This is a genomic window from Paracidovorax sp. (assembly GCF_057642795.1).
Genome location: NZ_JBXYZY010000027.1, coordinates 98,041 through 111,345 on the forward strand (window position 1 = coordinate 98,041; position 13,305 = coordinate 111,345).

At 67.7% G+C, this 13,305-nt stretch carries 10 protein-coding genes; all 10 read left to right on the top strand.

The annotated features are described in order from the left end of the window. Window positions 1-131 precede the first annotated feature (131 nt). The 10 genes from grpE to AC3A84_RS09850 all read left to right on the top strand — a co-directional run bounded on the left by grpE (window position 132) and on the right by AC3A84_RS09850 (window position 13,286). Window positions 132-686 carry a nucleotide exchange factor GrpE gene (gene grpE / locus AC3A84_RS09805; protein WP_092939174.1) on the top strand — a complete coding sequence of 185 codons (555 nt, stop codon included), beginning with the start codon at window positions 132-134 and terminating at the stop codon, window positions 684-686. Window positions 687-850: 164 nt separating this feature from the next. Further along, a complete protein-coding gene (gene dnaK, locus AC3A84_RS09810) occupies window positions 851-2,809 on the top strand; it encodes a molecular chaperone DnaK (protein WP_487969464.1) in 1,959 nt (652 codons plus the stop codon). Between the two features lie 95 nt (window positions 2,810-2,904). Next, window positions 2,905-4,047, top strand: coding sequence for a molecular chaperone DnaJ (gene dnaJ / locus AC3A84_RS09815; RefSeq protein WP_487969465.1), 1,143 nt, complete (start codon window positions 2,905-2,907; stop codon window positions 4,045-4,047). Window positions 4,048-4,369: 322 nt separating this feature from the next. Continuing rightward, window positions 4,370-5,359: a LysR family transcriptional regulator gene (locus tag AC3A84_RS09820; protein WP_487969466.1), complete on the top strand. Its 990-nt coding sequence runs from the start codon at window positions 4,370-4,372 to the stop codon at window positions 5,357-5,359. Window positions 5,360-5,416: 57 nt separating this feature from the next. Beyond that, window positions 5,417-6,838 carry a 3-isopropylmalate dehydratase large subunit gene (leuC, locus tag AC3A84_RS09825; RefSeq protein WP_487969467.1) on the top strand — a complete coding sequence of 474 codons (1,422 nt, stop codon included), beginning with the start codon at window positions 5,417-5,419 and terminating at the stop codon, window positions 6,836-6,838. A gap of 29 nt (window positions 6,839-6,867) precedes the next feature. Next, window positions 6,868-6,993, top strand: a complete 126-nt coding sequence (locus AC3A84_RS09830; RefSeq protein ID WP_487969468.1) for an entericidin A/B family lipoprotein — start codon at window positions 6,868-6,870, stop codon at window positions 6,991-6,993. 33 nt (window positions 6,994-7,026) lie between these two features. After that, on the top strand, window positions 7,027-7,680 hold the full coding sequence (leuD, locus tag AC3A84_RS09835; protein ID WP_487969469.1) for a 3-isopropylmalate dehydratase small subunit: 654 nt from the start codon (window positions 7,027-7,029) through the stop codon (window positions 7,678-7,680). Between the two features lie 80 nt (window positions 7,681-7,760). Continuing rightward, window positions 7,761-8,834 (top strand): 3-isopropylmalate dehydrogenase, encoded by a 1,074-nt coding sequence (gene leuB / locus AC3A84_RS09840; RefSeq protein ID WP_487969470.1) that lies wholly within the window; start codon window positions 7,761-7,763, stop codon window positions 8,832-8,834. 368 nt (window positions 8,835-9,202) lie between these two features. Beyond that, complete coding sequence (gene asd / locus AC3A84_RS09845) at window positions 9,203-10,333, top strand: aspartate-semialdehyde dehydrogenase (protein WP_487969471.1); 1,131 nt, start codon at window positions 9,203-9,205, stop codon at window positions 10,331-10,333. 244 nt (window positions 10,334-10,577) lie between these two features. After that, on the top strand, window positions 10,578-13,286 hold the full coding sequence (locus AC3A84_RS09850; protein ID WP_487969472.1) for a motility hub landmark protein FimV: 2,709 nt from the start codon (window positions 10,578-10,580) through the stop codon (window positions 13,284-13,286). Window positions 13,287-13,305 lie beyond the last annotated feature (19 nt).

The following is a 13,305-nucleotide window of genomic DNA, read 5'->3' on the forward strand; positions in this document are numbered from 1 at the left end:
ACTGGAGGGCCGGGCATGCCGCCCGGGGCACACGCCGGAAGCCGGATTGTGGCAGTAGCGCTTGAAATCCTCCGGCCCGCACCGATCTCCGCGCATATCGTTTCTTTTTCTTCCCCCAACCATCGACCGACATGTCCGACAACCATCCAGCCAACGCCCCTGCGCCCCAGCAGCCCGCGCCCGAAGAAGTCGAAGCCGCGATGGCGGCCCATGCCTCCGATGAACTGAGCCGCCTGCAGAACGAGCTGGCCGAGCTCAAGGCCAAGAGCGCCGACCTGGCCGACCAGTTCCTGCGCGCCAAGGCCGAGGCAGAAAACGCCCGCCGCCGCGCCGAGGAAGAAGTCTCCAAGGCCCGCAAGTTCGGCATCGAGAGCTTCGCCGAAAGCCTGCTGCCGGTGGCCGACAGCCTGGCAGCCGCCCTGGCCATCAAGGACGCCACGCCCGAGCAGCTGCGCGAAGGCTCCGACGCCACGCTGCGCCAGCTCACCGCCGCGCTCGAACGCAACAAGGTGCTGGCCATCAACCCGGCCGCCGGCGAGAAGTTCGACCCGCACAAGCATCAGGCCATCAGCGTGGTGCCGGCCGAACAGGAGCCCAACACCGTGGTCTCGGTGCTGCAAAAGGGCTACGTGATCGCCGAGCGCGTGCTGCGCCCCGCCCTGGTCACGGTGACGGCGCCCAAATAAGGCCCAAACGCTCCATGGCTCGCCAAGGTCCGCATGAGCGGGCCGCCCGCCAGGCACAACGCCGGGCTGGACCACCTAAATTTTTCTGATGCGCCGGCTTGAACCACGACAAGTTATCCACAAGTTACGGTCATCCACTTTTTTCAGATTCTGAGGAGAACAACATGGGAAAAATCATCGGCATCGACCTGGGCACCACCAATAGCTGCGTCGCGATCATGGAGGGCAACACGACCCGCGTGATCGAGAACAGCGAAGGTGCCCGCACCACCCCGTCCATCATCGCCTACCAGGAAGACGGCGAGATCCTCGTCGGCGCCTCGGCCAAGCGCCAGGCCGTGACCAACCCCAAGAACACGATCTACGCCGCCAAGCGCCTGATCGGCCGCAAGTTCGAGGAAAAGGAAGTCCAGAAGGACATCGACCTGATGCCCTACTCCATCGCCCGTGCCGACAACGGCGACGCCTGGGTGGAAGTGCGCGGCAACAAGCTGGCTCCCCCGCAGATTTCCGCCGAAGTGCTGCGCAAGATGAAGAAGACCGCCGAGGACTACCTGGGCGAGCCCGTGACCGAAGCCGTGATCACGGTGCCGGCCTACTTCAACGACGCCCAGCGCCAGGCCACCAAGGACGCCGGCCGCATCGCGGGCCTGGATGTCAAGCGCATCATCAACGAGCCCACCGCTGCGGCCCTGGCCTTCGGCCTGGACAAGCAGGACAAGGCCGACCGCAAGATCGCCGTGTATGACCTGGGCGGCGGCACGTTCGACGTGTCCATCATCGAGATCGCGGACGTCGATGGCGAAAAGCAGTTCGAAGTGCTGTCCACCAACGGCGACACCTTCCTGGGCGGCGAAGACTTCGACCAGCGCATCATCGACTTCATCATCGCCGAGTTCAAGAAAGAGCAAGGCGTGGACCTGTCCAAGGACGTGCTGGCCCTGCAGCGCCTGAAGGAAGCCGCCGAGAAGGCCAAGATCGAGCTGTCCTCGTCCTCCGCGACCGACATCAACCTGCCCTACATCACGGCCGATGCCTCGGGCCCGAAGCACCTGAACATCAAGCTGACCCGCGCCAAGCTGGAAAGCCTGGTGGACGAGCTGATCGAGCGCACCATCGCCCCCTGCCGCACGGCCATCAAGGACGCCGGCATCAACGTCGCCGACATCAACGACGTGATCCTGGTCGGCGGCATGACCCGCATGCCCAAGGTGCAGGACAAGGTCAAGGAATTCTTCGGCAAGGAACCCCGCAAGGACGTGAACCCTGACGAAGCCGTGGCCGTGGGCGCCGCCATCCAGGGCCAGGTGCTGTCGGGCGACCGCAAGGACGTGCTGCTGCTGGACGTGACTCCGCTGTCGCTGGGCATCGAGACCCTGGGCGGCGTGATGACCAAGATGATCAGCAAGAACACCACGATCCCGACGAAGTTCGCGCAGACCTTCTCGACCGCCGACGACAACCAGCCGGCCGTGACCATCAAGGTGTTCCAGGGCGAGCGCGAGATCGCCAGCGCCAACAAGCTGCTGGGCGAGTTCAACCTGGAGGGCATCCCGCCGGCAGGCCGCGGCGTGCCGCAGATCGAGGTGAGCTTCGACATCGACGCCAACGGCATCCTGCACGTGGGCGCCAAGGACAAGGGCACCGGCAAGGAAAACAAGATCACCATCAAGGCGAACTCGGGCCTGTCGGAAGAAGAGATCCAGAAGATGGTCAAGGACGCCGAACTGAACGCGGCCGACGACAAGAAGAAGCTGGAGCTGGTGCAGGCCCGCAACCAGGGCGAGGCGGCCGTCCACAGCGTGACCAAGAGCCTGTCCGAGCACGGCGACAAGCTGGACGCCGGCGAGAAGGAACAGATCGAAGCCGCCGTGAAGGCCCTGGAAGAAGCCCTCAAGGGTGAAGACAAGGCCGCCATCGACGAGAAGACGACCGCGCTGATGGCCGCCAGCCAGAAGCTGGGCGAGAAGATGTACGCCGACGCCCAGGCCGCGCAAGCCGCTGCGGCCGGTGGTGCCGAAGCCGCCGGCGGCCCCTCGGCCGGTGGTGCATCGTCCGCCGGTGCCGCCGCCCACGACGACAACGTGGTGGACGCCGAAGTCAAGGAAGTGAAGAAGGGCTGATCCTCCGCGCGAGCGCAGTGATCCGCTAGCCGCCGCGCCAGGCCCCGCCACGGGGGCCAGCGCGGCGTTCCTGTTCCAACGAGGCTGGAAAAGACATGTCCAAGAGAGACTATTACGAAGTGCTGGGCGTTCCCAAGAACGCCTCGGACGAAGAGATCAAGAAGGCGTATCGCAAGCTGGCGATGAAGCACCACCCTGACCGCAACCAGGGTGAAGCCGCCAAGCCGGCCGAAGAGAAGTTCAAGGAGGCCAAGGAGGCCTACGAGATGCTCTCGGACGCGCAAAAGCGCGCGGCCTACGACCAGTACGGCCATGCCGGCGTGGACCCGAACATGCGCGGCCCGGGCGGCGGCGCGGAAGGCTTTGGCGGCTTCGCCGAGGCGTTCGGCGACATCTTCGGCGACATGTTCGGCCAGCAGCGCGGCGGCGGACGCGGCGCGGGCGGCCGGCAGGTCTATCGCGGCAGCGACCTGAGCTACGCGATGGACATCACGCTGGAAGAGGCCGCCAAGGGCAAGGAAGCGCAGATCCGCATCCCGTCGTGGGAGTCGTGCGACACCTGCCATGGCAGCGGCGCCAAGCCGGGCACCAGCGCCAAGACCTGCGGCACCTGCCAGGGCACGGGCACGGTGCAGATGCGCCAGGGCTTCTTCAGCGTGCAGCAGACCTGCCCGCACTGCCGCGGCACGGGCAAGATCATTCCCGAGCCCTGCACCACCTGCCACGGCCAGGGCCGGGTCAAGAAGCAGAAGACGCTGGAAGTGAAGATCCCCGCCGGCATCGACGACGGCATGCGCATCCGCAGCACGGGCAACGGCGAGCCGGGCACCAACGGCGGACCGCCGGGCGACCTGTATATCGAGATCCGCATCAAGAAGCACGACATCTTCGAGCGCGACGGCGACGACCTGCACTGCCAGGTGCCGGTGAGCTTCATCACCGCCGCGCTGGGCGGCGAGATCGAGGTGCCCACGCTGCAGGGCAAGGCGGCCATCGACATTCCCGAAGGCACCCAGGCCGGCAAGCAGTTCCGCCTGCGCGGCAAGGGCATCAAGGGCGTGCGCTCCAGCTACCCGGGCGACCTGTACTGCCACATCGCGGTCGAAACGCCCGTCAAGCTGACCGAGCATCAGCGCAAGCTGCTGCGCGAGCTGGAAGATTCGCTGAAGAAGGGTGGAGCCAAGCATTCACCCAGCGGCGAGAGCTGGACCGACCGGCTGAAGAATCTGTTCACCTGAGCGGGCCCGCCCCCGCTTCCCCCGCACAAACCGCTCCGCGCCCCCGGCCCGGAGCGGTTTTTTTTGCCCGTGCCGCGAACTGGCTTGAACGCTATTCTTTTCATAGCTGCATGCGCATATTCCACGAGGGCAAGACGCTCTTTTGAACCCTAAAGAGTGGCAGAACGAGGCAAGCGGCGCCCCGCTCCATAACGCTGGCCAGCGCGCAATCTCCATCCCATCGCGATGGACGACATCTCGATCCACGATGGCAGACGGCATTTCCTTGATAGAAAATACCTTCCTCTTCTCCGAACGAGAAGAATCCATACCCCGCACCCCGATGAAAAGCTCCGAGCGCAGTTTTGCGCGCCGCATCGATCTGACCTCCCTGCAACTGTTCGTGGCCGTCTGCGAACTGGGCAGCATCGGGCGTGCGGCCGAGCGGGAATTCATCGCCGCCTCGGCCGTGAGCAAACGGCTCTCGGACCTGGAAACCGCCGTCGATACCGCCCTGCTCTACCGCCACAGCCGGGGTGTGACGCTCACGCCGGCCGGCGAGAGCCTGCTGCACCACGCCCGCACGGTGCTCTTCGGCCTGGAGCGCATGCAGGGCGAACTCAGCGAATACGCGGGCGGCGTGCGCGGCCATGTGCGTATGCACTCCAACATCTCGGCCATCGTGCAGTTCCTGCCCGAGGACCTGGGCGCCTTCTCGCGCCTGCACGGCCAGATCAAGATCGACCTGCAGGAGCACCTGAGCCCCGCCGTGCTGCACGCCGTGCGCGAGGGCGCGGCCGACCTGGGCGTGTGCCACACGGGCGCCGCCGCCGGTACGGCCGACGGCCTGCAGATGCGCCCCTACCGCAGCGACCGGCTGGTGGTGGTCGTGCCCCACGGCCATCCGCTGGCCTCGCGCGAGGCCGTGGCCTTCGGCGAGGTGCTGGACTGGGACATCGTCGGCCTGCACGGCGGCAGCAGCATCAGCCTGGCGATGCGCCAGGCCGCCGCCCATGCCGCACGCCCGCTGCGCCAGCGCATCCAGGTCACGGGGCTGGACGCCATGTGCCGCATGATCGACAACGGCCTGGGCGTGGGTCTGCTGCCCGACCGGGCCTTCACCCTGATGCAGGGCGTGGGCCGGCTGCAGTCCGTGCCGCTTCATGAACCCTGGGCCGAGCGCCAGCTGCAGCTGGTGGCCCGCGATTTCGACGCCCTGCCCGTCACCGCCCGGCTGCTGGCCGAGCACCTGACCGCGCAGCAACAACACGCACTGCAATCGGCTGACGGCCCCGGCGAGGCGCTCCTAGAATCCGCCCCGACCGGCCTGTAGGCCCGCGCTTTCCTTTCCGTTTCTCCCCCCTTCCCCACGCCAAGAAAAGAGACCGCCATGGGACGCACCCTGTACGACAAGATCTGGGACGAGCACGTCGTCCACACCGAAGAGGACGGCACTGCCATCCTCTACATCGACCGCCATCTGGTGCACGAGGTGACCAGCCCCCAGGCGTTCGAAGGCATCCGCCAGGCGGGCCGCAAGGTCTGGCGCGTGAGCTCCATCGTCGCCACGGCCGACCACAACACGCCCACCACCGGCTGGGAGCGGGGCTATGACGGCATCGAAGACCCGATCAGCAAGGAACAGATCACCACGCTGGACAAGAACATCGCGGAAGTGGGCGCCGCCGCCTTCTTCCCGTTCATGAGCAAACGCCAGGGCATCGTCCACGTGATCGGCCCCGAGAACGGCGCCACCCTGCCCGGCATGACCGTGGTCTGCGGCGACAGCCACACCAGCACGCACGGCGCCTTCGGCGCGCTGGCGCACGGCATCGGCACCAGCGAGGTCGAGCACGTGATGGCCACCCAGACCCTGCTGGCCAAGAAGGCCAGGAACATGCTGATCCGCGTGGACGGCCAGGTCGCGCCCGGCGTGACGGCCAAGGACATCGTGCTGGCCATCATCGGCAAGATCGGCACGGCCGGCGGCACGGGCTACACCATCGAATTCGCAGGCCCCGCTATCCGCGCGCTCAGCATGGAAGGCCGCATGACGGTCTGCAACATGGCCATCGAGGCCGGCGCCCGCGCGGGCCTCGTGGCGGTGGACGACAAGACCATCGACTACGTCAAGGGCCGCCCGCTCTCGCCCACCGGCGTGGAATGGGACCAGGCCGTGGCCTACTGGAAGACGCTGCACTCCGATGCCGACGCGCAGTTCGACACCGTGGTCACGCTCAACGGCGCCGACATCGTGCCGCAGGTCACCTGGGGCACCTCGCCCGAGATGGTGCTGGGCGTGGACGCCATCGTGCCCGATCCCGACAAGGAAAAGGATCCGAACAAGCGCGGCGCCATCGAGCGCGCGCTGACCTACATGGCCCTGGAACCCGGCAAGCCGCTGGCCGACATCTTCGTGGACAAGGTCTTCATCGGCAGCTGCACCAACAGCCGCATCGAAGACATGCGCGAAGCCGCCGCCGTGGTGAAGAAGCTGGGCCAAAAGGTCGCCAAGAACATCAAGGTCGCGATGGTCGTGCCCGGCTCGGGCCTCGTGAAGGAACAGGCCGAACGCGAAGGCCTGGACCTGGTCTTCAAGGCCGCGGGCTTCGAATGGCGCGAGCCCGGCTGCTCCATGTGCCTGGCCATGAACGCCGACCGCCTGGAGCCCGGCGAGCGCTGCGCCTCCACCAGCAACCGCAACTTCGAAGGCCGCCAGGGCGCGGGCGGGCGCACCCATCTGGTCAGCCCCGCCATGGCCGCCGCGGCGGCCGTGCACGGGCACTTCGTGGACATCCGCAAGTTCGCCTGAACGCCAGCCACCATCCGCAGGAATCCGCCGTGAAGACCTTCACCATCTTGTTCGCGCTGGCCCTGGCCACGCTGCTGGCCGGCTGCAACACCGTCAAGGGCATGGGCCAGGACGTGCAGCGCGCCGGCAGCGCCATCGAGCGCGCCGCCAAGTAATCCGATCCGAACGAACCGCAACGGACACCCGCCATGCAGAAATTCACCCTCCACAAAGGCCTCGTGGCCCCCATGGACCGCGAGAACGTCGACACCGACGCCATCATCCCCAAGCAGTTCCTCAAGTCGATCAAGAAGACCGGCTTCGGCCCCAACCTGTTCGACGAATGGCGCTACCTGGACCAGCCCGGCCAGCCCGGCGTGCCGGAATCGGCCCGCAAGCCCAACCCGGACTTCGTGCTGAACCAGCCGCGCTACGAGGGCGCCTCCATCCTGCTGGCGCGCAAGAACTTCGGCTGCGGCTCCAGCCGCGAGCACGCGCCCTGGGCGCTGGACCAGTATGGCTTTCGCGCCATCATCGCGCCGAGCTTCGCCGACATCTTCTTCAACAACAGCTTCAAGAACGGCCTGCTGCCCATCGTGCTGCCCGAGGCCACGGTCTCCGAGCTGTTCGACGCAGTGCACGCCTTCCCCGGCTACGAGCTGACGGTGGACCTGGAGCGCCAGGTCATCGTGCGCCCGCAGGGCGAGGAGATCCCCTTCGAGGTGAACGCCTTCCGCAAGTACTGCCTGCTCAACGGCTTCGACGACATCGGCCTCACTCTGCGCCAGTCCGAGAAGATCAAGGCCTTCGAGGCCGAGCGCCTGGCCACCAAGCCCTGGCTGGCCCACACCATGGCGAGCTGACACCACCGCCATCCACAGGCCAAAACGGCCCTGAGCGCCCGCCAGACGGGTGCAACCAGCTATAGAAAGAGAAGCAAAACATGAAAATCGCAGTTCTGCCGGGCGACGGCATTGGCACCGAAATCGTCGCGGAGGCCGTCAAGGTGCTCGAAGCGCTCGACCTGCCCTTCGAGATGGAATCCGCCCTGGTCGGCGGCGCCGCCTACGAGGCCCACGGCCACCCGCTGCCCGAATCGACCCTGAAGCTCGCCCAGCAGTCCGACGCCATCCTGTTCGGCGCCGTGGGCGACTGGAAGTACGACAAGCTCGACCGCCCGCTGCGCCCCGAGCAGGCCATCCTGGGCCTGCGCAAGCACCTGGGCCTCTTCGCCAACTTCCGCCCCGCCATCTGCTACGAGCAGCTGGTGGGCGCCTCCAGCCTCAAGCCCGAGCTGATCGCAGGCCTGGACATCCTCATCATCCGCGAGCTGACGGGCGACATCTACTTCGGCCAGCCGCGCGGCCGCCGCACGGCCGTGGACGGCCACTTCCCCGGTGCCGAGGAAGCCTTCGACACCATGCGCTACAGCCGCCCGGAGATCGAGCGCATCGCCCATGTCGCCTTCCAGGCCGCCCGCAAGCGCAGCAAGAAGGTCACCAGCGTGGACAAGGCCAACGTGCTGGAAACCTTCCAGTTCTGGAAGGACGTGGTCACCGACGTGCACAAGGAATACCCCGACGTGGAGCTGGAGCACATGTACGTGGACAACGCCGCCATGCAGCTGGTGAAGAAGCCCAAAGCGTTCGACGTGGTGGTGACGGGCAACATGTTCGGCGACATCCTGTCTGACGAAGCCTCCATGCTCACGGGCTCCATCGGCATGCTGCCCTCGGCCAGCCTGAACAGCAAGAATCAGGGCCTGTACGAGCCCAGCCACGGCAGCGCGCCCGACATCGCCGGCAAGGGCGTGGCCAATCCGCTGGCCACCATCCTCAGCGCCGCGATGATGCTGCGCTTCAGCCTGAATCAGGAAGCAGCCGCCCAGCGCATCGAAGCCGCCGTGCAGAAGGTGCTGCAGCAAGGCCTGCGCACGCCCGACATCTGGAGCGAAGGCACGACCAAGGTCGGCACCGCGCAAATGGGCGATGCCGTGGTGAAGGCGCTGGCCGCCTGAGGCTGCGCCGCCGGTGGCGCCACGGCGCATGTCGCAACGGAACGGCCCTTCGGGGCCGTTTTTGCTGGGCCGTGTTCTGAGCAGCTCCGCGCCCGGACGCCCGCATCGACGGAGCAGCGCACGCGACGGGGGCGCAGGTCTCGCCCGCTATAATCCGCACCCATGTTTGCCGCCCGCTCGTTCACCCTGAACTTCGCCACCGCCGCCCTGGCTGGCGTGGCCGTGCGCGCAATCACCACCAAAACCACGACCATTAAGGGCTGATCCAGCTCCGGTATCGTCGTGCGCCCCTCCTGGCCCAGACGAGCCGGGCAGGAACAGTCCCCGGTCGGGCATTGTTTCTTCGTAACTGAGTAGGGGTGTTGAAAATGAGCAAGTTGGTAGGTCTGGTCGGCTGGCGCGGCATGGTCGGCTCTGTTCTCATGGATCGCATGCAGGCCGAGGGCGACTTCGCGCTGATCGAGCCCATGTTCTTCTCCACGTCCAACGCCGGCGGCAAGGCCCCCGCACAGGCGAAGAACGAAACCACGCTGCAGGACGCCTTCGACATCGAGGCCCTCAAGCGCTGCGACATCATCCTGACCGCTCAGGGCGGCGACTACACCACCGAAGTCTTCCCCAAGCTGCGCGCCGCCGGCTGGAACGGCCACTGGATCGACGCTGCCTCCACCCTGCGCATGAACGGCGACGCCGTCATCGTGCTCGACCCGGTCAACATGCCCGTCATCAAGGACGCGCTGGCCAACGGCGGCAAGAACTGGATCGGCGGCAACTGCACCGTCAGCTGCATGCTGATGGGCGTGGGCGCGCTCTACAAGGCGGGCCTGGTCGAATGGATGAGCACCCAGACCTACCAGGCCGCCAGCGGCGGCGGCGCGCAGCACATGCGCGAGTTGCTCACGCAATACGGCACGCTGAACGCCGAAGTGCGCGCCCTGCTGGACGACCCCAAGAGCGCCATCCTGGAGATCGACCGCAAGGTCATCGCCAAGCAGCGCAGCCTCTCGGCCAGCGAAACCGCCAACTTCGGCGTGCCCCTGGGCGGCAGCCTGATCCCCTGGATCGACAAGGATCTGGGCAACGGCATGTCCAAGGAAGAATGGAAGGGCATGGCCGAAACCAACAAGATCCTCGGCCAGGGCGAAGGCTTCGGCTCGCAGGCCGTGCCGGTCGATGGCTTTTGCGTGCGCGTGGGCGCCATGCGCTGCCACAGCCAGGCGCTGACGTTCAAGCTGAAGAAGGCCGTGCCCGTGGCCGACATCGAAGCCATGATCGCCGCCGACAACGAGTGGGTGAAGGTCGTGCCCAACACGCGCGAAGCCACGCTCAAGGACCTCACGCCCGTGGCCGTCACCGGCACCATGACCATCCCGGTCGGCCGCATCCGCGAACTGGCGATGGGCCCCGAGTACATCGGCGCTTTCACCATCGGCGACCAGCTGCTCTGGGGCGCTGCCGAGCCGCTGCGCCGCATGCTGCGCATCCTGCTGGACGCCTGACCCCCGCTGCTGCCCTGCTGCCGCGGCACCGTGCGCCGCAGGGCACCGCCAGCGCAGATGCAGGCCAGGCGGAGATAGCGCTTGCGGCCCGTCGCCCCCGCCACGCGGGGTGGCGGCTTGTCACTGCGAGGCATTGATGCTATGGTATTTTTCACACTTTTCACGTGTCCGTGAGGGCGCTTAGCGCCTCGCGGCCGAGCCCTTGCCTGCCGGCATGGGCGCCAACCTCATCGCTAGAGCCCCCATGCATCGTTGGAAACTCCCCGCCCTGGCCGCTGCGGCTATCTGCTTTGCCGGCCTGCATGCCCCCGATGCCTCCGCTCTGACGCTGGGCCGCGTCAACGTTCAGTCCGCATTGGGCGAACCCCTGCGGGCCGACATCGACCTGCCACAGATCACGCCCGCCGAAGCCGAATCGCTGCGCGCCACCCTGGCCACGCCGGATGTCTTCCGCGCTCAGGGCCTGGAATATTCGCCGACGCTCAACGGCCTGAACGTGTCCCTTCAGCGGCGCTCCGACGGCAGCATGGCGCTGCGCCTGAGCAGCGACCGCCCCATCAACGACCCCTTCGTCGATCTGGTGATCGACGCCTCGTGGAACGCAGGCCGCATCGTGCGCAGCTACACGATGCTGTTCGATCCACCATCGCTGCGGCGTCCGGCGCCGGCCGTGACGGCTGCGGCCCAAGTCACGCCCCCGCCCACCGCCAGCGCAGCGCCGGCGGCACGCCCCACCGCGACACTCCCGGCACCGCAGCGGAACGAAACAGCAACCGCATCGACCCCGGCTTCAGCCCCGGCGGCGCGCCCTCAGCCCTCCGCTGCACCGCGCCAGGCTGCGAGCCCCCCCTCCGACGAAGTGGTCGTGCGCCCCGGCGACACGGCCGGCCGCATCGCCAGTGCCAACCGTCCCGCAGGCGTGTCGCTCGACCAGATGCTGGTGGCCATGATGCGCGCCAACCCCGATGCGTTCATCCGCGGCAACGTGAACCGCGTACGCGCCGGCGCCGTGCTTCAGCTGCCCGACGAGGCCCAGGCGCAGGCCACCCCGCCCGCCGAAGCGCGTCAGATCATCGCGGCGCAAAGCCGTGACTTCAACGAATTCCGACGCCGTCTGGCCGCGGCAGCACCCCGCGCCGAAGTGGCCGCCGCCGATCGTTCGGCCAGCGGTTCGGTGCAGACGCAGGTCGAAGACCGCAAGACCACCACGGCCGCGCCCGACAAGCTCACCCTCTCCAAGGGTGGCGTGCAGGCCAGCCGGGCCGAGGAGGAGCTCGCCAAGGACAAGCAGGCCCATGAGGCATCGGCCCGCATGGCAGAGCTCTCCAAGAACATCTCCGACCTGAACAAGCTGAGCGCAGCCTCTCCCGCAGCCAGCGCTGCCAGTGCGGCTACCGCTGCCCCCGCAGCATCGGCCTCGGCTCCGCAAGACGATGCCAAGGCCCAGACAGGTCTGGCCACCGCCGGGCCGCAGCCTGCCGCCAGCGCAGCAGCCGCTGCCGCCTCTGCGGCCGCGGATTCCGCGTCGGCTCCGGCCAGCGCGGCCGCCGCAACCCAGACGCCTGCATCGGCGCCAGCCAGCAGCCCCGCGGCAGCAGCGCCCCCCGCCGATGCGGTGCAGCAGCCCAGCTTTCTCTCAACCCTGCTGGAAGAACCCCTCGTGCCCGGCGCGGCGCTGGCCATCATCCTGGCGCTGCTGGGCTACGGGGGCTGGCGCGCCGCGAAGCGGCGCCGTGCCCAGGCGGCCGACAGCGCCTTCATGGAAAGCCGGGTGCCTCCGGATTCGTTTTTCGGCGCCAGCGGTGGCGAGCGTGTGGACACCTCCAACGGCGGGGGCACCAATTCCTCGCTGGCCTATTCGCACAGCCAGCTCGATGCCGGCGGCGACGTGGACCCGGTGGCCGAAGCCGACGTGTACCTGGCCTACGGGCGCGACCTGCAGGCCGAAGAAATCCTCAAGGAAGCAGCCCGCCACCATCCCGAGCGCGTCGCCATTCCCGCGAAGCTGGCCGACATCTATTCCAAGCGCCAGGACCGCAAGGCGTTCGAGAGCGTGGCGCGCGACGTGCTGCGCCTGACGAACGGGCAGGGCCCCGACTGGAACCGAGTGGCAGATCAGGGCCGCAGCCTGGACCCGGGCAATAGCCTCTACGAGGCAGACAGCTCCACGGCGGCCGAGGCCAGCACCCCCCCGGCACCGGAGGCCGTCGCACCGGGCGCCTTCGCCAGCGCTCTTGCAGGCGCGGCGGCGGCTGCCGGGCTGGCTCAGGCGGGATCGCCCGCCCCAGCACCCGCCGCCCCAGACCCAACTCCCACCTCGGCAGACACCTCCGGCGAGGATCTGGACATCGACCTCGACCTGAGCGGCGACGCGCTGAGCGAAGCACCGCCCGCAGTGGAAGCGCCCACTGCCCCGCCGCCAGCCTCCTCCTTTGCGCAGGCCGCTGCAGCGGCAGCCGGCGCCTCGGCCGATCCGGAAACCCCGCCCGCCCCGCCGCCTCTGCCCGATCTGGATCTGAGTGGCTTCGAGATGCCGCCCAAACCACAGGACAATGCAGCGGCCGGCACCGCAGCGGAAGACGAGCACCTCGAACCGCTCGACTTCTCGGCCAGCGATCTGAACATGCTCGACGAGGCGCCCGGCACGGCGCCTGATGCCGACACACCGCCGCAGGAGCCGCGCGAATTCGATCTGGGCGATCTGTCGCTGGACCTCGACCTGCCGAACGCGGACACCTTGGCCGACGCCGCACCCGCCAGCGAGTCCGCCGCGCCGGCCGCTGACGGTGAAGCGGCGGCGGACGACCCGCTGGCGACCAAGCTGGCGCTGGCGGAAGAGTTCAACGCCATCGGCGACAGCGAAGGCGCGCGCACCCTGATCGAGGAAGTGATCGCCGAATCGTCGGGCGAACTCAAGGCCCGGGCACAACGCCTGCTGGCAGATATCGGCTGATGGGCCCGCTCGCGAGCGG